At 67.8% G+C, this 20,942-nt stretch carries 20 protein-coding genes; 11 read left to right on the top strand and 9 right to left on the bottom strand.

Annotated features, from left to right (window positions below; genetic code table 11):
* Window positions 1-66 precede the first annotated feature (66 nt).
* On the top strand, window positions 67-948 hold the full coding sequence (locus tag E0H75_RS32065) for an NAD(P)/FAD-dependent oxidoreductase (RefSeq protein ID WP_131517445.1): 882 nt from the start codon (window positions 67-69) through the stop codon (window positions 946-948).
* Here the strand turns inward: E0H75_RS32065 and idi are convergent.
* On the bottom strand, window positions 943-1,500 hold the full coding sequence (idi, locus tag E0H75_RS32070; RefSeq protein ID WP_131517446.1) for an isopentenyl-diphosphate Delta-isomerase: 558 nt from the start codon (window positions 1,498-1,500) through the stop codon (window positions 943-945). The two genes, E0H75_RS32065 and idi, sit on opposite strands and share 6 nt — an antisense overlap.
* Window positions 1,501-1,736: 236 nt before the next feature.
* Between idi and tyrS the strand changes: the two genes are divergently transcribed.
* Both tyrS and E0H75_RS32080 read left to right on the top strand, forming a co-directional pair.
* Complete coding sequence (gene tyrS / locus E0H75_RS32075) at window positions 1,737-2,939, top strand: tyrosine--tRNA ligase (RefSeq protein ID WP_131517447.1); 1,203 nt, start codon at window positions 1,737-1,739, stop codon at window positions 2,937-2,939.
* A gap of 4 nt (window positions 2,940-2,943) precedes the next feature.
* Entirely contained in the window at window positions 2,944-3,477 is a 534-nt protein-coding gene (locus E0H75_RS32080; RefSeq protein ID WP_165554170.1) for a phosphotransferase family protein, read from the top strand.
* Here E0H75_RS32080 and E0H75_RS32085 read toward each other — a convergent pair.
* Window positions 3,455-4,099 carry a class I SAM-dependent methyltransferase gene (locus tag E0H75_RS32085; protein ID WP_165554172.1) on the bottom strand — a complete coding sequence of 215 codons (645 nt, stop codon included), beginning with the start codon at window positions 4,097-4,099 and terminating at the stop codon, window positions 3,455-3,457. The two genes, E0H75_RS32080 and E0H75_RS32085, sit on opposite strands and share 23 nt — an antisense overlap.
* Before the next feature lie 91 nt (window positions 4,100-4,190).
* Between E0H75_RS32085 and E0H75_RS32090 the strand changes: the two genes are divergently transcribed.
* Window positions 4,191-5,012, top strand: a complete 822-nt coding sequence (locus tag E0H75_RS32090; protein WP_131517450.1) for an NAD(P)H-binding protein — start codon at window positions 4,191-4,193, stop codon at window positions 5,010-5,012.
* Window positions 5,013-5,081: 69 nt separating this feature from the next.
* Here E0H75_RS32090 and E0H75_RS32095 read toward each other — a convergent pair whose 3' ends face one another.
* From E0H75_RS32095 to E0H75_RS32105, 3 genes are read right to left on the bottom strand one after another with little or no spacing between them, the layout of a single operon-like run.
* A complete protein-coding gene (locus E0H75_RS32095; RefSeq protein ID WP_238163379.1) occupies window positions 5,082-5,615 on the bottom strand; it encodes an isochorismatase family protein in 534 nt (177 codons plus the stop codon).
* Window positions 5,612-7,258, bottom strand: coding sequence for a family 43 glycosylhydrolase (locus tag E0H75_RS32100; protein ID WP_131517451.1), 1,647 nt, complete (start codon window positions 7,256-7,258; stop codon window positions 5,612-5,614). Before E0H75_RS32100 ends, E0H75_RS32095 begins: the two co-directional genes overlap by 4 nt.
* The gene (locus tag E0H75_RS32105) at window positions 7,255-10,431 is read right to left on the bottom strand and encodes a DUF2961 domain-containing protein (protein ID WP_131517452.1); all 3,177 of its coding nucleotides are present in this window, start codon (window positions 10,429-10,431) and stop codon (window positions 7,255-7,257) included. Before E0H75_RS32105 ends, E0H75_RS32100 begins: the two co-directional genes overlap by 4 nt.
* Window positions 10,432-10,611: 180 nt before the next feature.
* Between E0H75_RS32105 and gndA the strand changes: the two genes are divergently transcribed.
* The 5 genes from gndA (at window position 10,612) to E0H75_RS32130 (ending at window position 15,620) form a co-directional block, all read left to right on the top strand.
* Window positions 10,612-12,051, top strand: coding sequence for an NADP-dependent phosphogluconate dehydrogenase (gndA, locus tag E0H75_RS32110; protein ID WP_131517453.1), 1,440 nt, complete (start codon window positions 10,612-10,614; stop codon window positions 12,049-12,051).
* Between the two features lie 244 nt (window positions 12,052-12,295).
* Entirely contained in the window at window positions 12,296-12,922 is a 627-nt protein-coding gene (locus E0H75_RS32115) for a glyoxalase superfamily protein (protein WP_131517454.1), read from the top strand.
* 330 nt (window positions 12,923-13,252) lie between these two features.
* The gene (locus tag E0H75_RS32120) at window positions 13,253-13,726 is read left to right on the top strand and encodes a phosphotransferase (protein ID WP_202873279.1); all 474 of its coding nucleotides are present in this window, start codon (window positions 13,253-13,255) and stop codon (window positions 13,724-13,726) included.
* A 220-nt stretch (window positions 13,727-13,946) separates the two neighbouring features.
* Window positions 13,947-14,861, top strand: a complete 915-nt coding sequence (locus tag E0H75_RS32125; RefSeq protein ID WP_131517456.1) for an aminoglycoside phosphotransferase family protein — start codon at window positions 13,947-13,949, stop codon at window positions 14,859-14,861.
* Window positions 14,862-15,170: 309 nt separating this feature from the next.
* Window positions 15,171-15,620 carry a DUF6319 family protein gene (locus tag E0H75_RS32130; protein ID WP_131517457.1) on the top strand — a complete coding sequence of 150 codons (450 nt, stop codon included), beginning with the start codon at window positions 15,171-15,173 and terminating at the stop codon, window positions 15,618-15,620.
* Between the two features lie 89 nt (window positions 15,621-15,709).
* Here E0H75_RS32130 and E0H75_RS43270 read toward each other — a convergent pair whose 3' ends face one another.
* Window positions 15,710-15,865 (bottom strand): hypothetical protein, encoded by a 156-nt coding sequence (locus E0H75_RS43270; protein WP_165554175.1) that lies wholly within the window; start codon window positions 15,863-15,865, stop codon window positions 15,710-15,712.
* A 234-nt stretch (window positions 15,866-16,099) separates the two neighbouring features.
* Here E0H75_RS43270 and E0H75_RS32135 point away from each other — a divergent pair, with 234 nt between their 5' ends.
* Complete coding sequence (locus E0H75_RS32135) at window positions 16,100-16,636, top strand: DUF6817 domain-containing protein (protein ID WP_131517458.1); 537 nt, start codon at window positions 16,100-16,102, stop codon at window positions 16,634-16,636.
* A gap of 149 nt (window positions 16,637-16,785) precedes the next feature.
* Window positions 16,786-17,196, top strand: a complete 411-nt coding sequence (locus E0H75_RS32140) for a hypothetical protein (protein WP_131517459.1) — start codon at window positions 16,786-16,788, stop codon at window positions 17,194-17,196.
* A 474-nt stretch (window positions 17,197-17,670) separates the two neighbouring features.
* Here E0H75_RS32140 and E0H75_RS32145 read toward each other — a convergent pair whose 3' ends face one another.
* From E0H75_RS32145 to E0H75_RS32155, 3 genes are read right to left on the bottom strand one after another with little or no spacing between them, the layout of a single operon-like run.
* Window positions 17,671-18,390 (bottom strand): PIG-L deacetylase family protein, encoded by a 720-nt coding sequence (locus E0H75_RS32145; protein ID WP_131517460.1) that lies wholly within the window; start codon window positions 18,388-18,390, stop codon window positions 17,671-17,673.
* A gap of 55 nt (window positions 18,391-18,445) precedes the next feature.
* A complete protein-coding gene (locus E0H75_RS32150; protein WP_131517461.1) occupies window positions 18,446-19,744 on the bottom strand; it encodes a D-arabinono-1,4-lactone oxidase in 1,299 nt (432 codons plus the stop codon).
* Complete coding sequence (locus tag E0H75_RS32155) at window positions 19,741-20,895, bottom strand: amino acid deaminase/aldolase (protein WP_131517462.1); 1,155 nt, start codon at window positions 20,893-20,895, stop codon at window positions 19,741-19,743. Before E0H75_RS32155 ends, E0H75_RS32150 begins: the two co-directional genes overlap by 4 nt.
* Between the last annotated feature and the right edge of the window lie 47 nt (window positions 20,896-20,942).

Consider the following 20,942-nt stretch of genomic DNA (forward strand, 5'->3'; position numbering starts at 1 on the left):
GATTTCACTGTCTCAATATATGAGCAAGTTCTTCTCGAATTGTGGATGTAACGGCACGATGGCGCTGTGATCGACGCAGCGGTGATCGGTGGAAGTGTGGCGGGCCTGCAGGCGGCGCTGACGTTGGGACGGGCTCGGCGCCGCGTGGTGCTGTTCGACGACAGGAAGGCGCGGAACCGGGCGGCCGAGCACGTCCACAACTTCCTCGGAGTCGAGGACACCGCACCGGGCGAACTGCTCGCGCTCGGGCGTCGGCAGCTGCGGGAGTACGACGTCGAGGTACGGGACTCCCGGGTCGAGGACGTGACCGCTGACGGCGACAGTTTCGTCGTCGAGGGTGAGCAGGTGCGGTCCGTCGTACTGGCGACCGGGCTGCGGGACGAGCTTCCGGATGTGCCGGGTGTGTGGGACGCGTGGGGTCGGTCGGTTGTTGCCTGTCCGCACTGCCATGGTTGGGAGGTGCGTGACGAGCCGCTCGTACAGCTCGGGATGCGCGGTCTGCCGGATCGCTCGGTTGTCCGGGCGCTGCTCCTCAGCAGGTGGAGCCATGACGTCGTCCTGTGCACCGATGGCGACGAACTCAACGGAGATCAGCTGGCCAAGCTCGACAAGGCCGGTGTGACGATTCGCACCGAGAGAGTCGAGGCCGTCGAGCCGTCCGATGACGACGTACGCGTGCTGCTGAAGGGTGGTGACACGTTGCTTCCGCGGGCCGTGTTCGTGGTCGTCCGGCAGCATCAGCAGAGTGATCTCGCGACCGAGCTCGGCTGCGAGATGGCGGATGGCGCGGTCGCCGTCGACAGTTCCGGCCGGACCAACGTCCCTGGGGTTTACGCAGTCGGTACGACGGCCGTCCCCGCCCTGTTCGCGATCGGTGCTGCTGGGCACGCGAGCACGGCCGCCGTTGCGCTGCACGCGGACTTGCTCGACCGCGACCTCAGCTCATGACCGCGCGGCAGGCGGCAGAAGCTCAGGGTCCCCGACCGTCCACTCCCCTGGCGCTCCGCTGAGCTCGTCCAACTGCAGCAGGCACCACGGCGACAGGCCTGGTACGTCGCGCATCTCCGACCATTCGACCCAGCGGTACGACGCCACTTCCGCGGGATCGGGCGTGGGCTCGCCGGACCAACGGACCCGGTAGACCGGGCAGATCTCGTTCTCCACCACGCCGGTCGGCATCTCGGCGCGATAGCGGAACTCAGGCAGCACCAGTTCGACGCCGTCCGCGACGATCCCCAGTTCGTCGGCGAGCCGGCGCCGTACCGCGTCCGGGACCGGCTCACCGGGAAGTGGATGCCCACAGCAACTGTTGGTCCAGACCCCGGGCCAGGTCGGCTTGGTCAGGGCGCGCTGGGTCAGCAACACCCGGCCTGCGTCGTCGACCACGTAGCTCGAGAACGCCAGGTGCAGCGGGGTCGCGGAGTGGTGCACCGTTGCCTTGGCCTGGGTCCCGATCGCCCGGCCGGCGTCATCCAGCAGCACCACTCGCTCCTCCGTCACCCCCCGAGGGTAGGCGGATACCTGGCTGCGAGCCCAATGGGGCGGTGCTACTCTGACGCCGTGATGAAGCGACGCGTGGCATATCGACCGGCTCTGGGAGGGGCCGGCATTCGGTAGTCCCCACAACTCGCTCCACCCAGAGCCTCCGAGGCAGGAACCGACCGGGTTCCTGCCTCTTTCCGTTGCCGGAGGCGCTGTCGTGGCGAGGGTGCCTCCAGACCTGCTGAGAGGATCCCATGAACGACCCGACCACGGTGATCGATCGATTACGCCGTACCACCGACTCCATCGTCGGCGAGGCCGACCTGCGGGAACGACTGGCGGCCGGGCGGCCGTTGCGGATCAAGTACGGCGTCGACTGCACCGCGCCGGATCTGCATCTCGGCCACGCGGTCAACCTGTGGATGATGCGGCAACTGCAGGACCTCGGCCACCAGGTCGTGTTCCTGCTCGGCGACCTGACCACTCGCGTCGGCGACCCGACCGGCCGGTCCGAGACCAGGCCGGTGCTGACGCCGGAGGAGATCGACGCGAACGCAACGTCGTTCCTGGAGCAGGTGTCGCTGGTGCTGCGCACGGATCCCGCGGTGTTCGAGGTACGGCGGAACTCCGAGTGGTACGACGGGATGCAGGTCGCGGAGCTGCTCGGTCTGTTCGCGCAGGTCACGCATGCACAGCTGATCGCGCGGGACATGTTCCGGGAGCGGGTGGCTGCCGGGCGGGAGATCGCGGTGCATGAACTGGTGTACCCGGTGCTGCAGGGCTACGACAGTTTCGCGATGCAGAGCGATCTGACCATCGTCGGCACGGACCAGCTGTTCAACGAGCAGCTCGGGCGGCACTTCCAGCAGCGCTTGGGCGCGCCACCGCAGGTCGTGATCACGACCACGATCACGCCGGGCCTCGACGGACGGGCGAAGCAGTCGAAGTCGCTGAACAACTACGTCGGGCTGACGGACCCGCCGCGGGAGAAGTTCGGCAAGCTGATGAGCATCCCGGACGACCTGGTCGAGCCGTACGCCCGCGTCTACACCGAACTCCCTCTGGACACCGTCGCTGCAGTCGGCGCCGCGGCCGCGCACGGTGGTCCACAGGCTCGCGACGCCAAGCTCCGCCTGGCCGCTGCCGTGGTGACGCGCAACCACGGTGCGGGTACGGCGAAGGCCGAACTGGAGTCGTTCCGGCGCACGTTCTCTGACCGCAATCAGCCAGAGGACATTCCGGAGATCGTGGTCGACCGGACCGTGAGGACTGCGCTCGATCTCCTCCGCGCGGTCCGGCCCGGCGACAGCAACTCCGAGCTCCGCCGGCTGATCCGGCAGGGCGCTGTCACCATCGACGGCACCCGGGCAGACGACCCGACGGAGACCGTCGACCTGGGCAACGGTGTTGTGATCAAATCCGGTGCACGTACTTGGCACCGGGTCAGACGACACTGATCACGTGGAGACGAAGACGGTTGCCCTGCGGCCGGAGCACCTGGTGGATGAAGTGTCCCGGCTGCTGACCATCGTCGCGCTGCCCGGCGACGATGCACTCGCCGTTGAGGAGCTGGTGGCGAAGCTGCCCGGCATCCTGTCCGAACTGGACGCGTCTGGTCTGCCGATCACGCTCGTACACGGCGACTTCCATCCGGGCAACTGGCGTTCGGACGGCACCAACCGGGCGATCGTCGACTGGGCGGACAGCTTCGTCGGCCATCCGGCCACCGACATCCAGCGGCTCCGCGGATGGATGCCGCAGGCAAAGGGTGATCACGCGGTCGAGGTCTGGTCGGCGGCCTGGAAGCGCCGGATCCTGGACAGCGAACCGTTCCGGGCACTGCAGCCGATGACGGTGCTCGGACGCCTGGTCGGCGCGGTCATGTACCAGCGATTCCTCGAGAACATCGAGCCGGACGAACGCATCTATCACGCGGACGACGCGCAGACCGAACTCCAGGCAGCGGTCGAGGCTATGCGGGCTTGCGGGTGGTGACCAGCCAGGCAGCCGACCGGTAGTCGACGCCCGGACCGACCTGGATGAGTTCCTGCAGGGACTCGCATTCGGGCGTGTGGAAGCCCGCGCTGGTGAGGATGTGCGCTACCCGCGCCGGGTCGGCGAACGCGAACGCACCGGGTACGTCGAGCGACGGCGTGGCGCCGGTGGTGAGTTCGGCGTACCACGGGTTCCGGCTGGGTGCTTGCCAGACCAGGAGCGCGACGCGCCCACCCGGACGCAGCGCCCGCGCGAGATTGGTGAAGGCCGCGATCGGGTCGGTGAAGTCCGTGCAGCCGGTGCGGCTGAGGAGGACATCAAAGGTTTCGGTCTCGAAGGCGTGCACCTGGGCGTCGGCCGGCACGAAGGTCGCGGTGACAGCGCCGGTCTCCTCCGCACGACGAGTCGCCTCCGCCAGCGTCTGTTCCGAGAGGTCCACCCCAACGGCCGCGCCGGAGCCCGCGAGCCAGGCGGCGGCGCGCGTCGTACCGCCGGTTCCGCAACCGATGTCGAGGACGTGATCACCGTCCCGAATGGCGGCCGCCCGCAGCAGCCAGTCGTCGTACCGATACAGGCTGTTCTCGGTCAGCCCGGTGCTGCATGCGAGGTCGGTGCCGCTCATCCTGGTCCCCTTTCCTTGCCCTGCAGTACGGATCAGGGGGTGATCCGGTTCATGTGACAGGCTGGCGCCTCGAGCCGAAGGGGTGGTGTGCATGACAGTCCTGGTGACCGGCGCGAGCGGCAACGCGGGTGGTGCGGTGGTGCAGTCGCTGGCAAGTGCGGGGATCGCGGGCCGGGCGCTGATCCGGTCCGACACACCCCTGCCGGGCGGGATCGAGCCCGTGTACGGCGATCTGAACAAGCCGGACTCGTTCGCACTCGACGGGGTGACGGGGATTTTCCTGCTCAGCGGTTACGACCGGGCCGAGGAACTGCTCGCGAACGCGGTCCGGGCGGGAGTGCGGAAGGTCGTGCTGCTGTCGAGCAGTTCGCTGGCCGCGAGCGATACGTCGAACGCGATCGCCGCGTATCACCAGGCGGCCGAGGAGGCGGTGAAGGCATCCGGGCTGGAGTGGACGTTCCTGCGGCCGAACTCGTTCATGTCCAACACGCTCCGTTGGCTTGATCAAATCCGCGCGGGTGACGTGGTGCGGGTTCAGTTCCCCGATGTGCCGATCGCGACGATCCATCCGCGAGACATCGGGGATGTGGCCGTGCGTGCGTTCACTGAGGACGACCGGGCCGGCGCCATCCTGCGCCTCACGGGTCCGATCGCGCTCACGCCTCCGCAGCAGGTGGAGATCTTGGCGGAGGCAATCGGCCGGGGGTTGACGGCGTACCCGATGAGCCGGGCGGAGACGCACGAGGACCTGCAGGCCTCGATGCCGGCGCCGTACGCCGAGGCGATCGAAGGGTTCTTCGGGGACGGGACGGTCGACGAGACGACGGTCAACGACACGGTCCAGACGGTGACTGGGCGGGCGCCGCGCACGTTGCAGGACTGGGTCGGTGAGAACGCAGGGCTGTTCGCGTAGGTGCACCGTCGCGCCGCGATGTACGGCGCCCTGCCAGGAGCCGCCGAGCAGAGGTCGTAACGCAGGGTCCTAGGCCGGGCTGAGGGCTGCGACGTACTCGGTCCCGGTGCAGACCGTGCCCAGGCGCGGGAACACGTAGGACACCGCGAACTCGTGCGCCTGCTGGTCGAGGCCGGTCATCGCGTCGGTGAGATAGACGGTGTTGTAGCCGAGATCGTCCGCGGCCCGGCCGGTGGACTCGACGCCGAAGTTCGTCGCGATCCCGGCCAGCACCACAGTGTCGATCCCGCGCGCCTGCAGTTCGTTGTCCAGGCTCGTCCGGCCGAAGGCTCCGATCGTCCGCTTCACGATCTCCAGATCGCCGGGCTGCGGGGCGAGTTCTGGTGCGAGCTCACTCCCTTCCGGCTGTGCATCCAGTCCCGGCCGCTCGACCCGCACGTTGACGACCAGCCCGCCGACCGACCGCGTCGCCTTCGCCAGCGCCACGCATCGCTCGAGCACCATCGGTCCGGCCAGCGGTGCCGTGTCGAGCGCGATGATCCGCGGCATCAGGTCGATGAGGACGAGGGCAGTACTGCGGGGATCCAGACTGAGCGTGGTCACATACCGACACTAGCGGCCAGGGAATCCGCGAAGGCCACGTCCCGCTCGGTGCCGGAGAAGCCGAGTCGCCAGCGACCGCCGTCGTACTTGCCTGGTGGGAGCGCGCGTCCACCCGGTTGCCAAAGTGGCTGCCAGGCGACTGCGCCGTTCGACGGGTCGTACCAGTGGTTGTCCTCGGACCAGGCCGAGCCCGGCCGGTACGCCGTCACCACGCTGAGGCCGGGGCCTGTCGCCATCGACCATTGGGGCAGGCCCGCGACGTCGCCGTCGCGTCCGAAGCCGCCGGGGTCACCTTGGTCGGGCAGCGCGGAGTCGACGTTCAGCGCGACCTCCCAGACGGGTGCGTTCATTGGTGCCTTCACCGTCCAGGCGAGGCGCGTGTCGAACGTGGTCGGGCCGAAGTCGAACGTCCAGTCCGCGGCGACGGGCTCATCGCCGAAGGAGATGCCGCGGAGGGTCAACGACGAGCGGCGCGCATCTATGTGGGCGGCTGGGCCGCTGAGGTCGGTGGCGCCGAAGTTCCCGACCGCGAGGTACGGCGCTGTTGAGCGTCCGGTCGAGTCGAGCGCAGGGCGGTAGTTTCGGTGACCGGCTGGGTCGACGTCCAGACTGGTGAGTGCTGCTCGGGGACTGGTCTCGATGGTCGCTCGGTAGTGGTTGGTGGTCACCACGCGGCCCTTCGTCACCTGCAGTTTGGCGAAGTCGAGCGGTGCGATGAACAGGCCGCCCTTCCCCCAGCCGGCTCCGGTGACGTACCAGTCCTGGCCGTCCTGCACGACCTCAGCCGCGTGTGCGGGGATCGTCCCGGCGAGCTGATCGATGCTGAAGTGCAGCGGATCCTTGCTCTGGTAGACCTTTGTCGACTCGTAGCCACCGTCGCAGCAGACGAACAGGTACCAATCCGTTCCGCGTTGCACGACGAACGGCGACTCGGTCGGGCCACCGAACGTCCCGGTCGACGGATGCAGGAACGCTGTCTGGCGGTCGCTCCAGTGCTTGAGGTCGGTACTGGTGCGGTAGGCAACGATGTGGTTCCCGCCGGCCGGCGTCGAGTTGGCGGTGTAGTACATCACCCACTGGTCGCCGACCTTGCGGACCATCGGGTCACGCCCGTCGAAGCCGTCGGTGAACAGCGGGTTGGCCGCATCGCGGGTCCAGTGCACGAGATCGGTCGACGTCGCCAGATGCATCCGGTACGCCGTGTGGTCCGGCGTACCGGCGGCGTAGAACATGTAGTAGGTGCCGGCGTCGTACATGACGTACGGCGCCCAGATGTGGCTCTCGCCTGCGGCCGGGTCGGCGATCAGTGCCGGCGGTTGCTTCGTCCACGGGCCGTTCGGCGTCGGTGCTGTCGCGTGGCCGAAGCTCTTCTCGTCGAGCGGGTTGGCCGGCTCTGCGTGTGTGATCGCGTAGACGTGCCAGGTGCCGGTCGAGCGGTCCTGCACCAGGGTGTGGTCGTTGTAGTACCACGGCTCTGTCTCGCCGACGCTCGGGTCGTAGACCTTGGCGAATTGGCCGGCCGCTACGACCTTGTCGACCTTCACGTACGGCGTGATTCGTACACGCTCGGGTGACGCGGCGGCCTGCAGCGGTACGGCGAGGACAGTCGCGCCGATCAGCGCGGCGAGGACTTTGCGGATCATGAGTTGAGCTCCAGGTCGAGCAGGTCGACTCCGACGAGGAACCCGGTGGCGGCCGGGTTCTTGCCGGTCAAAGTGATGACGAGTTGGTGGTTACCGGCAGTAAGTTGCGCGCTGCCCAGGTCGAGCTGCTGCGTGCTGACTCCGGCGGCGGAGTAGCCGTCGAAGCTGACGGCCGCTGCTGCGTCGACCTGTACGTCGGCGATGCCGTAGTCGCCCGCCTTGGTCAGCACTGTCGAGAGCTTGTAGGAGCCGGTCGTCGGGACCGTGAAGCCCAGCACGACCTTGTCACCGGCCTTGGTGGCGTGGATCCAGGCCTGTGATCCGCCCGACCAGCTCACGCCGCAGCAGTTGCCCTGCGGGTCGACCGGCACTGTCGACGAGACCGGCGGCAGCATCGACTCGGCCTCGAGTCGCATCGTGTTGCCTGTGGATCCTTGCGCGGCGGCGGACTTGCCGCTCACGTGACCCGCGAGGTCGACCGCCGCGACCCGGTAGGACCAGGTCTCGTTCAGCCCGAGGTTGCGGTGCACGAACCCGGGCAGCGGGCTGGTGCCGATCAGCTTCTCGGCAGCTCCCGCCTTCGCGCCGTAGATGTTGTAGTGCGCGATCCCACTGTCGTCACTCGTGTCCGACCAGGTCAGGCTGATCGCGTTGTCGGCCCGGCCGGTGGCGGCGAGTCCTGTCGCCTGCGCCGGGCCGCGCTTGTCGTCGTACGGGAGGACCAGCGATTGGACGACGTACGACGATGCGGTCCAGCTCGGGCCGGCGGGCTTCAGTTCGATGTCGAGCTTGGTCCGGCCGAAGGTGAGTGCCGTGGGCAGCTGGAAGTTGTCGTCCAGCCAGCGTTGGTGGTCGTTGCCGAGCGGCTGCAACCAGGTGCCGGCGACCTTGCCGTTGACGAACACCTGGGCCGACTGACCCGCGACGTTCTGATCGCTGGTCCGGCGCAGCGTCACGCCGCGGTTGACCGGGTCGGTCTTGACGCTGAAGCGGATCGGCTGGGTGGTGGCGCGGACCTGGTCGGTCAGGGTTGTGTCGTCGTGATCGCCTTCGTACACCGAGCTCACGTCGTACGTCTGCGCGCCGGTGTCGGCGTACCCGTGCTGCTGGAGGCTGGACGCGGAGCCGGTGTCGATGCGGTCGGTCTCGCGAGCGCCGAACTTGGCTGCCTTGTAGAGGAACGCAGTCGATCCGTAGATCGCAGGGTGGTCGTCCTGCTGGCCGTGCTCGATGCCGAAGTCGAGTTGGTTCTGGAAGGCGACGGAGTCGGTGATGTGCAGTCGCCAAGCGCCGTCGCACTCGTTGGTGCAGAAGCCGACCCGGACCTCGTGGGCGGAGTTGCCGTGGAACGGGGTCGAGTAGGTGCCGGCGTTGAAGTACCAGCCGGACTCGTAGTAGTCCTCGGTTCCGGTGCCGTGGAGCGCCGGCGTCCGCTCGCCGTCGACGTACACCCGCTCGTCGCCCTCGAGGTAGCCGCGAGTGTTGCCGTCGGCAAGTAGTCCCTCCATGGTCTGGGAGACGCCGACGAACTTGCCGCGGCCGGTGACGTCGGCGAAGTTCCAGTCGCTGCCCTGGGTGGTCTCGCCGCGCTGCGAGATCGCGGTGAAATAGCCGGTCTTGCCGGTCACCAGGTCGACCGCCTTGCGCGCGTCCTTACTCGAAGTAACTTCGGCCTGACCGTTCAGCGGGTACGCCGAGGTGTTGACCAGGCTGACCGTGGCGCGGGCGGCGTAGGGCATCGGCCACCAGGACGAGTACCAGCCGTCGGGGTCCATGCCGAAGAACAGCGAGCGGACCGGGTTCTCGCCGAGGCCTGAGCCGAAGAACTCGCCGATCGGGGCGTCGACCCGCTTCTCGCCGTCGATCGTCACCTGGACGCGGACGCCGGCCAGCAGCGAGTCCGATGGCTTCACCCGGGCCGCGTCCTCCTCGGTGGCGGCGTACGCCATCGCGTGCGAACCGCTCCAGTTCTGCTGGGTGATCTCGTAGCCGTGCGCCTTCTCGTCCGCGACGTGGTCCGGACCGACGTCGAGGGTGTCGGTGCGCTTCGCCGTACCGCCGACGGTCGAGTCGGCCCAGTAGGTGAACTCGTTGAAGTCGAGGTCGGACGAGATGAACTGGTTGGTGATGGTGATCTCGGACTTACCGGCAGTAAGTTCGGCCGGCAGGTCGACGGTTTGATCCTTCCACTGCGCACCCTCGGCCTTCAGCGGCGCCCATTCGGCCGCCTCGACGCCGTCGACGAGCACCTTCGCGCGCTGGTTGCCGATCCGCAGATCCATCCGGCGGATCAGCTTCACACCGCTGTTCGCGGGATCGATCTTCATCGTGAACTTGCTGCCGCCGACGAACGCACGACCGTCGTCCGCGAACGACTGCAGATCCAGTCCCTCGATCTCGGGCAGTTTGAGCCGGAGCGCGCTGACCTCACCCGGGCCGCGGTTGTCGGCCAGCGTGATTCGCTTGCCGGGGGCAAGCTTCACCGGGGTTGCGGAGGTCTTGCTGTTCGGCTGGACCGGCTTGGGGTCCTTGGTGCCGGCCGCCTTCAGCAGGGCGACGACATCCTCGGCCTTGTCTTTCGGGTCGAACGTGCTGATGCCGTTCGCGTCAGGGAACTGGCGGTAGTCGACGTGGTAGAAGAACGGGTTGGTCTGGGTGGTGATCCGCATCGAGGAGCGGTACGGCATCGGCACCCGGATGTAGACGCCGCCGCTGGTCTCGACCCCGTTCGCCACCAGCGGGAACGTGAACGGCGCGCCCAGCTTGCCGTCGACCACGTCCTGCAGCGATGCGTGCAGGACCTGCTTGCCGTCGAGCTCGACAGTGATCGTGCCGGTCTTGCTGACGTTGCCCTCGTCGCGGGTGAACCAGATCGACGCGACCTCACCAGGGCCGCTGTCCTCCGCGATCACGCAGCCGTCCGAGGTGGTGCGCAGACAGGAGTACTTGCCGTCGAAGCCATCGTTGTTGGTGCCGTCCCGGCCGAAGCTGGAGAACTGTTTGGTCCGGACACCGGTCTGCAGCTCGGGCAGCCGGTCCAGGTTGCGGTACACCTGCCAGCCGACCGGTCCGTTGTCGTTCCCGGCGTACGTCGTACCTGATGCCGTCGAGGCGTTCACGGCGGAGAGAGCGAGCAAGGCGCTGACAGCGAGCGCGGCAACACGACGGAACATGGGCGGCCTTCCGGCGAGGTGTCGGAAATCGATTTCTCAGATGTCTACCATCGATGCACAGCGGTTGAGAAGGGCTCGGCCACGTCGAATTGCCCCGTCCACCGTTCGGGCCCGCCGACGACGAGCCTTGCCGGGCGCGCCAGACTGGGTCCGCACACACCTTGACCAGCGGGAGATTCGATGAGTTCTGCTCCAGCCCAGATCGCCGTCACCGGCCTCGCCGTGATGGGCCGCAACCTGGCCCGGAACCTCGCGCGCAACGGGTTCCGCGTCGCCGTCCACAACCGGTCGAAGGGCCGCACCGACGCCCTGATCCAGGAGTTCGGTCACGAGGGCGAGTTCGTGCCCGCGGACGACCTGCCCGCGCTGGTCGCGTCGCTGGAGCGGCCGCGCAAGATCATCATCATGGTCCAGGCCGGTCCGGCCACCGACGCGGTCATCGACGAACTCGTCCCGCTGCTGGACGAGGGCGACATCGTCGTCGACGCCGGCAACGCGCACTTCCTCGACACCCGACGCCGGCAGGACGCACTGCAGGCGTCGGGCCTGCACTTCGTCGGCAGCGGTGTGTCCGGCGGTGAAGAGGGCGCGCTGAACGGTCCGAGCATCATGCCGGGCGGTTCGGTCGAGTCGTACGCCGCACTGGAACCGATGCTGACCAAGATCGCGGCCCAGGTCGGCGACCAGCCCTGCTGCGTGCATGTCGGCCCGGACGGCGCCGGCCACTTCGTGAAGATGCTGCACAACGGCATCGAGTACGCCGACATGCAGCTGATCGCGGAGGCGTACGACCTGCTCCGGCACGTCCTCGGACTGTCGCCGGCCGAGCTGGCCGATGTGTTCCGGGACTGGAACACCGGCGACCTCGAGTCGTTCCTGATCGAGATCACCGCCGACGTACTCAGCCAGACCGACCCGACCGCCGGCGGTGCGTTCGTGGACATCGTCCTGGACCAGGCCGAGCAGAAGGGCACCGGCCGTTGGACCGTGCAGTCCACGCTCGACCTGGGCATCCCGGTGAGCGGCATGGCGGAGGCCGTGTTCGCGCGTTCCCTGTCCGGTGACGTCGTACGACGATCCGCGGCGGCCGGCGTTCTCCCGGGGCCGGCTTCGGAGAAGGCCGACGTGGATCGGGACGCGTTCATCGACGACGTACGGCATGCGCTGTACTCGTCGAAGCTCGTGGCGTACGCGCAGGGGTTCGACGCGATCCGGGCGGCCAGCGAGCAGTACGACTGGGACATCGACCTCGGCGCGATGGCGACGATCTGGCGCGGCGGCTGCATCATCCGCGCACGCTTCCTGGACCGCATCAAGGAGGCGTACGACCGGAACCCCGCGCTGCCTTCGCTGCTGGTGGACGACTACTTCAAGGAAGCCGTCGCCAACGGCCAGGAAGCCTGGCGCCGTGTCGTCGCAACCGCAGCACAGGTCGGCGTACCCGCACCCGGCTTCTCCGCCGCCCTCTCCTACTACGACGGCCTCCGCGCCGAACGGTTGCCGGCAGCCCTGATCCAGGGCCTCCGAGACCTCTTCGGAGCCCACACCTACAAACGAGTAGACCAAGAAGGCACCTACCACCTGGAGTGGTCCGGCGACCGCTCAGAAACCCGGTCCTGAGCTCGACAGCCAGCACGCCGTCACGCCGTGCGCGGCGCCTGATCGCCGCGCATTCCACCCCGCCCCCGAGAGAAGCGAGGGGGCGGGTTCTGGCGCGGTCCGCGGGGTCTGCCGTTGCCGAAGTAGGTCGTGCCGGGCTAGATTCATGCGAAGCGCGAGATTGATCTCTAGTCTGGGGCGCAACGGCGCAAGACGCCGAAAGGGCAAGGCCCACCTACTCCAGCTCACCCCTGGGAGGGACGCCATGCCAACGCTCGAAACGTACAAGAAGCAAGCCAAGCAGCTCGTCCGCTGGCACCGCGACCGCGACTACTCGGTCGGTGGCCGCATCCGCCAGCTGCCGCGATACCGCGATGTGACGGATCACGAATCGTTCGCGCTGAACTTCAAGCTTGCGGAGGCGCAGGAGATCATTGCGCTCGAGGCGGGCTACGACAGTTGGGCCGCGCTGAGGGCGGCCGTCGAGGATGCCTGGCCACGACCACCCGAGGCTCCGAAGGCCGTCCTGCTCGACGCCGCGCGGCCGGTCCTGTTCGTTCGCGACGTACGGGCGGCCGCCGAGTTCTATCGCGATCGCCTCGGGTTCCGTGTCGACTTTCTGCACGGGCATCCGCCGTTCTATGGCTCGGTGTCGCGCGACGACGCTACCTTGCACTTGCGGTTCGTGCATGCGCCGGTGCTCATTCCAGACACCGCGCGCGATGAAGGGCTCATCATGGCCTACATCGAAGCTCGAAACGTCAAGGATTTGTACGCGGAGTATCTCGCGGCGGGCGTGGAGCCGGCCCAGAAGCTCACCAAACAAGCCTGGGGCGGCACGGACTTCATCGTGCGCGACCTGGACGGCAACACAGTCGCCTTCGTCGGCTGAACGAAAGCCGCAAGCCGGGTCGGTTGGCTGACACCGGCATCGCCGCGACCCGGCGATCCCGTTCGTTGAATGCGACCGGCGCCGGCACTCGGAGCAGTCAAGATCCAGCCGGCTTGGAGAAGCACAGTATGGCTCTGACAAAGGACGGGCATCCGACGCAGGAGCTGCACACGCTGATTGCGTCGGCACTAGGCAAAGAGCCGATTGACTGGCATCGGCCGCACACCGGACGCTCGGCCGCGTCCTTCGTCGTTGGCTTTGCGGACGGCTCGAGCGCCTTCGTGAAGGCCGCGGTCGATGACCAGGGAGCGGAAGGGCTCCGTACAGAGCATGAGATCGTCTCCAGTGTCGAGAGCGACCTTGTCGCTCGGGAGCTGGTGCAGCGAGGCCTGGTTCAGCGCCGCGCTGGATGGACTGGTGGAAGCGGAGGGCAACGTCCCAGTCGGGGGTGATGCGCTGGTGCACAACGACGTCCGGAGCGACAATCTGTGTTTCGTCGGTCGACGCGTGGTGCTGGTGGACTGGGCCCAGGCCATTCGTGGGAATCCGCAGCAGGACCTCGCTTCGGCACTCTCTACGTTGCCCCTCGAAGGCGGCCCGGATCCGTTCGACGTACCACCTGACGGAGGGCCTTGGGCGGCCCACATCGCCGGTCAATGCGCTCGCCGCGCCGCTCACGAGACGCAGGCTCCGCAGTGGCTCCGCATGGTCTTTCAACGCATCGCCGTGAGCTGCCTCAACTGGGCATCCCGCTCGCTCGACCTGCCACCCTGGACCGGCCCCCACTGGAGCGAGATCCGCTGACCATGGCAGCTGATCACACACCGGTCAACAAGGTCACCCTGCGACCTGACACTTTTGCTTCGCGTGTCACGTCGCAAGACATCGGTGACGGTTCTGTCGCAAGACATCGGTGACGGTTCGGGCGATGTTGGTGGTGACACTTCCGTAGCCCGCCCGGCCCGGCTCCTGTTGACCCGCTCGATCCGAAACCGGGTTGACAGCGGACGGCCCGGCCGTTCCGATGAGGCTCGTGAGTCCCCGCAAGGTCCACGCCGATCAGGCCGACATCGACACACCGCTCGTCCGCGAGCTGGTGGCCGTTCAGTTCCCGCAGTGGGCCGCGTTGCCGCTGGAGCCGGTCGAGTCCGGCGGATTGGTGAACGCGATCTACCGCCTCGGTTCCGACCTGTCCGTACGGCTGCCGCTCCGGCCCTCGATCACCGACATGGTGCAACGGGAGCAGGCGAAACTCGCGGCACTTGCGCCGTTCCTGCCTGTGGCCATCCCCTCTGTCGAGGCGATCGGCTCACCCACCGACGCGTTCCCGGGCGAGTGGTCCGTCCACCGCTGGTTCACCGGTAGACACCCCTCCCACGACGTGCTCGCCGACCCACGCGGGCTGGCGACGGACCTCGCGGCGTTCGTCGACGCGTTCCGGCGGATCGACCTGCCAGACCGGCCGCCGGCGTATCCGGGCGAGCGCCGCACGCGCGCTCCGATGGTCGAGATCGACTCCTCGACGCGGAAGGCGATCGGCGAGCTTGACGGCCTGATCGACACTCGCGCAGCGCTGGCGTCGTGGGAGGAGTCGCTCGCGGCGCCATCCGACGGGTGCGAGGTGTGGGTGCACTCGGACCTGACGCCGAGCAACCTGCTCGTGTCGGCGGAGGGCCGACTGACCGCGGTGCTCGACTTCGAGACATGCGGTGTCGGCGATCCGGCGTGCGACCTGTTCCCCGTGTGGCATCTACTGCCAGTGAACGTCCGCGACGAGTTCCGTGCGGCGCTGGACGTGGACGACGCGACGTGGCTCCGCGGACGCGGGCGCGTGCTGTCCCAGGCCCTGATCGTGTGGGCGTACCAAAAGGACACCAACCCGGCGATGGGGAACTATGCGCGGCACGTCATCGGCGAGGTCCTCGCGGCTCCTCGATGAGGTCTCTGAGCTGGCGATCGACGCGCCAACTCCCGTATCTCCCAGCCCCGATAGACGTTCCACCAGCTCGGTCAGCCGCGTGAGCCTGACCAAGTTCATCGAGGACACCCAACCGGCGCCCGGCGTGACTTACCTCGGCAACGGCCGACCTCCCGGACAGCGCCCAAGACCGGCTGAACCGTCTCCGATGTCCTGCGACATCACAATCTTTCTTCGCGGATTGGCTTGCGTCTCGAACATATGTTCTAATAGACGCTCAGCGCCAGCCCGCTCACGGCGGGCGATGTTCACAAGGAGATCGCCGCAACGATGACTGTAGACACTCTGGCAGTAGAAGCGCCGTCGGACGTCGCCGACACTCCCGACACCCTCACCCCGACGGACGCCACCCCGAACGCCGCCGCCTCGGCCGCCACCACCTCGACGCCCGACGCGCCTGAGGCGGACAAGCCGAAGAAGGCTCCGGCGAAGAAGGCCGCGAGCAAGAAGACCAAGACCCTCGAGCTGACGCTGACCGTCACCGGTACGGCGGACGGCGAGTGGCACGCCGAGCTCAAGCAGGGCAGCACGTACCTGGCCCGCAACCTCGCCGTCGCGGCCGCCGCCGTCTCCCGCGCCGCCAAGGAACTCCACGAGGACCTCTCGACCCCGATCGACGAGGTCATCGAAGCCGCCCGCGAACAGCAGGCCGCCAAGGTAGCCGCCCTCGAGGCCGAACTCGAAGCCGCCCGCAAAGCCCTCGCCGACCTCGCAGACTGACCCCACCGGCTGACGCCGTCGGCAACCACCCCGGACCTCAGCCAAGAACAACTGCTTGAACCACAGGCGGCTTGAACGACAAGCGGTTGTTACGACAGCGGCTTGAGCGGCAGTTGCTTCAGCGGCAACTGCTGAAGCTTCAACGACAAGTGGCCGTACGACGGCTTCAACGACAACGGGCTGTTCGACTGCGGCTTGCACGGCAATTGCTTCAGGGACAACTGCTGACGTTTGGTGCTTCCCACCCGTCCACCGACGGATCCTGTGGGCACCACCCGCACAAGGGTGGGAAGTACCAAACGGCAGCTACTCGCAGACACCGCCGCGGCCGCGGCAGCGGCACCAGCTCGCAGTCCCGGCAACAAAATGTGACGAACCCGGCGCGCCGCACCTCTGGGCGCGGTCGTGATCGAGGCCTTACCGTAATTCCCTGGGCCGATCCTCCTGGGCCCTGGCCGCTCCCGAAGTGAAGGGGTCAGATGAGCGCCTTTCAGGACATGGGATCGCTGCTGCTGGTCCGCGGCGCGGACGAACTCGAGCACGCGGGTGGAAGCCTGTACGTTCACCTCCACCGCGTAGCCAAGCGCCTCACCACCCTCGGCGCCTCCGACACGCTCGTCCTGGCCGGCCTCGCCCACGCCGCCTACGGGACCGACGGTTTCCCCACCCACCTGTTCGACTGGCAGAACGAACGCCCGGTTCTGGAGGCCGTCATCGGCACCGAAGCCGAGCAGATCGTGTACCGCTACGGAGCCTGCGATCGCGAAACCACCTGGCGTGACCTGGCCGAACATCGCACCGTGACCGACCGCTTCACCGGTACGTCGGAGGAGCTGTCCACCGCGGATCTCCGCGACTTCGTCGACCTGACGATCGTCAACGAACTGGACGTCCTTGACCACGCTCCAGACCTGGCGCCGAAACTCCACCAGTTCCTGCAGGAGCAGCTCCCGCGCTGGCAGTCCCTGGCATCCCCCGCCGTCCTGACCGAGGCCAACCGCGTCGTCCAACTCTGACCACCAAGGCCACCGGGTCGTTCAGCTCTGACCACCGAGGACAACCGGGTCGCCGCCCAGCCCTGACCACCCGGCCTCCAACGACCACGTGCCCTTGCCGGCGGCCGGCATACCTGGAAAACGGGTGCGCGCCGACGCATGATCGGTACATGGCCAGGTATGAAGTGGTTGCTCGCGCAAAGACCAATCGACTGTCCAACGCCGACTACATCGACCGAGCGCTCGGGTCGTACGCCCTGGACGCCGGCATGCGCTTGTGCCGGGTCGAGGACCTGCCCGACGGGGCGATCGCGATCGTCCTCCAGCACAAGCTCTCGCCGCGCAAGCACGACTCTGCCTGCGCGATGGCCAATCGCAGCCTGGCTCAGCTAGGCATCCCGGCGAATCAGGTCGAGCAGATCGACCTCCACCGTCTCTCCCGCAAGGGCCGCACCCTCGTACGCTCCTGGTCCGGCCCCGGCAACCCGCCCGGCCCAGACCCCTCCGGCGACCGCGAACCCCGCAACCCCAAGCCCACACCGCCCCACCTGTCCATCCACTTGGACCTGCCCAAGAACTGACCGCCCGGGGCCTTGAAATCCCGGCCTTTCTGATCGTTCGTCGTACGACGATGGTCCGACACCCGCTGCCCGCGACGCCGGGCGAGCATCGAACCATGAACCCTCACAAGCACAACGAAGCCCCGAACCAAGACCACCTCCCGTCCCGGCGCCGACACCTCGCCCGCGCCAGCACCGCGCTCATCACCCTCGCCACCGCAACCGCCCTCGTCGCGGGCGGCACAGCAGCCTGGTCAGCCACCCACACCCCCGACAACAACGCCCGCTCCCACAAGCCCCAAACCACTCAACCCACCGACAACCACGGCGACCGCGGGAACGCCGGACTGCCTGAACCCGGCGACGACCACGGCGGCCGACCCTCGAACGTGTCACGGGGTGATCGCGAAGCGGGGGGCGTAGCGGGTGGCTAGGCGGTCGCGGCGGGGTGGGATTCGAGGGGTCGGTCAGGTTCTGGCCGACCCCTTGAACGCGTTAGGGGGTGATTACTTCGAAGCGGGTGGCGTAGCGGGTGCCTAGGAGGGTGCCGGCGGGGCGGGAGACGCCTTCCAGGAATTCGGTGGGGTCGAAGTGGGGCCAGTTCAGGCCGTCGATGTAGGCCTTGTGGGCGTTCAGGGACTGGACGCCGATGTCGAACGTGTCGGTGGTGTCGACGGCGTGCTTCGCGTTCGGTGAGCCCGCTGCCCAGACCTGCCGTACGCCGCCCCAGCGCTCACCCACATCGGGGAAGATCCACCGGTTGGCGGCGTCGCGGACCGCATCGATCGTGGCGCGACCGGTGTTGATGTGGTCGGCCTGGTTGAGGTTTTCGCCGCCCCACGTGTCGCGGAAGTTGTTCGTGATCACGATCTCCGGCTGGTGCCGCCGGATCACCTCGGCGATCACGCGCCGGAGCGGGACGCCGTACTCGATGGTCCCGTCCGGCTGGCCGAGGAACTCGACTTGCGAGACGCCGACGATCCGCGACGACTCGAGTTGTTCGGCCTCGCGCAAGGGTCCCGACTTCTCCGGCGGGATTCCGTCGATGCCGGCCTCGCCGGACGTCAGGAGGCAGTACACGACCTCCTTCCCCTGCGCCGTCCATCGCGCCACGGCAGCCGCCGACCCGAACTCCATGTCGTCCGGGTGAGCGATCACCGCCAACGCCTTGTGCCAGTCCTCGTCGACAGGCTGCAGCCCCTCCACGTCAGTCATGCCCGCAGGCTACCCGCGCCGCGTCACCTCGAACACCACCTCGCGCGCGAGCCGGTCAGCCGAAGACCTGGCGGGTGTAGGGATTGGTGAAGGTGTGGCTCGGGTCCAGACGAGCGCGGACGGCGAGGTAGTCCTCGAAGTGCGGGTAGCGGATGCGGAGGTCCGCAGCGGTGAGGGTGTGCAGTTTGCCCCAGTGCGGGCGGGCGTTGTAGTCGGCGACGATGCGTTCGAACGCGTCGAAGTAGGCAGTGTGCGCGAGTCGGTGGTACTGGTGGATCGCGACGTACGCCGTGTCGCGGCCCTGCGCGGTGGACAGCCAGATTTCGTCCGCGGCGGCGACGCGGACCTCGATCGGGAACGGGATCCGGGCGCCCGAAGCATCGATCCACTCGCGCAGCCGGCGGATCACCTCGACCACATTCTCCCGAGGTACGGCGTACTCCGACTCGCGGAAGACCACGTTGCGCTCGGAACAGAACACCTTGTACGACGCGTCGACGTACTCACGGGCCGACAACGCGCGGGACGCGATCCGGTTGATGCGGGGAACCAGGCCGGGCTGCTTGACCGCGACGCGGTTGGTGAATTCGAAAACCTTGTTGGACAGGAGTTCGTCGTCGATCCAGCCGCGGACCCGGCCGACCGGGGATGGGCCGACGCCGGCGGCGACCCGGTTGTTCCGCTTGGTCAACGCGACGTCGGTGTGCGGGAACCAGTAGAACTCGAAGTGATCGTTGCCATCGGCAAGCTCATCGAAGCCGTCGAGAACCTCCGTGAGCGGCAGCGGCATCTCCTGGGCACGCAACAGGAACGCCGGGACGGTCTGCAGCGTGAGTGAGCTGATGACGCCGAGCGCGCCGACCGAGACGCGGGCCGCGGCGAAGACGTCCGGGTTCTCCTCGGCCGAACAGTGCAGCACGGACCCGTCCGCGGTGACGAGGTCGAGCGCGACGACCTGGGTGGCGAGGCCGCCGAGACGCGCGCCGGTGCCGTGGGTGCCGGTGGAGATGGCGCCGGAGATGGTCTGCTTGTCGATGTCCCCGAGGTTCGCCATCGCGAGGTCGAAGGCGGCGAGGCCGGCGTTCAGCTTGCGCAGGCCGGTGCCGGCGCCGACGGTGACGCGTCCGGATTCCTTGTCTGCGTTGACGATCGAGGACAGTCTGTCCATCCGGATCATCACCTGCTCGGGCACGGAGCAGCCTGTGAACGAGTGCCCCGCGCCGACTGCTTTGAGCTTCTTGCCCTGCTCGGAGGCGGACTTCACCATCGCGGCGAGCTCGTCGGTCGAGGACGGCCGGAGGATCTCCACACCGGTGGCCGACTCGGTGCCGGCCCAGTTCCGCCAGGTGCTCATCCGAAGTTCTTCCCCTCGCCCCGGTACGTGACGAGCTCGCTCAATGCGTCACCGTCGATCGCGTGCACGACCTCGAACCGCTCCAGCATTTCGCCCGCCTTCGCATAGCGCATCCAGACCCGGTCTCCAAGATGCAACCCTTCGGCGGCCCTGCCAAGGACCGGAGTCTGCACTTCTCCGGCACCTTCTGTGCCCAGCAGCTTCAGCCCAGCCGGCCAGGTCGGCGATGGCAGCCGCGACTTCTTGGCCGGTCCGGACGCGACATATCCGCCGCCGAAGAGCGTGGCGAATCGCGGGGCAGGACGCCGTACGACGTCCAGGGCGTAGGCGACCGCGTGCTCGGGCTTGAAGACGTCGTACTTGTCGAAGAGCGTCGGGCCGTAGAGGCCTGAGCCTGCGGTGACCTCGGTGACGACGGGGTCGGCGCTGCTGATCTCGACGCTGCCGGTGCCGCCGCTGTTGACCAGGCGCAGCGGAGCGATCTGCTTGACGGCGTCGACTACAGCGCCGCGGCGGTCTGCGAGCTCGGCGGCCGAGCGGCGCTTGACCCAGCGGACGGCTGGTGAGGTGTCGGGGAGGCCGGCGATCTGCGCCTCGTAGAACATCACGCCGGTGAGTTCGAAGGCGTCATCCGCGGCGACCGTGCGGGCGAGGGCGGCGACGTCTGCGGGGGTGCGAAGGGGCGAACGACGTACGCCGAGGTGCTGGCCGAAGATGCGCAGGGAGGCGTCGACGTCCAGGCAGACCTGGATGCGGGCGTTGCCAGTCGCAACGGTCTTGATGAACGCGAGGTGCTCGGGTGAGTCGACCATCAGTGTGATCCGGGCGGCGGCCTCGGGGTCTTCGGAGAGCGTGTGCAGAGCCGTGCGGTGCACGGTCGGGTAGCCGATCAGGATGTCGTCGATGCCGTTGTGCGCCAGCCAGAGGGCTTCCGGGAGGGCATAGCTCATCACGCCGTGGAAGCCGGGTCGCTCGAGCGCCGCGGAGATCAGCGCGCGACAGCGGACCGACTTGGACGCGATCCGGATCGGCGTGCCCGCGGCGCGGCGGACCAGGTCGTCCGCGTTCCGGCGGAACGCGGCGAGGTCGACCACCGCGAACGGCGCGTCGAGACCCGCGGTCAGGCGGGCATACCGGTCGAAGTCACCCATACCGCGAGTGTAAGACAACAAATACTGAAAGGTAATACAACTTCTGT

The organism is Kribbella capetownensis (assembly GCF_004331485.1).
In the GTDB taxonomy this organism is placed as follows: domain Bacteria; phylum Actinomycetota; class Actinomycetes; order Propionibacteriales; family Kribbellaceae; genus Kribbella; species Kribbella capetownensis.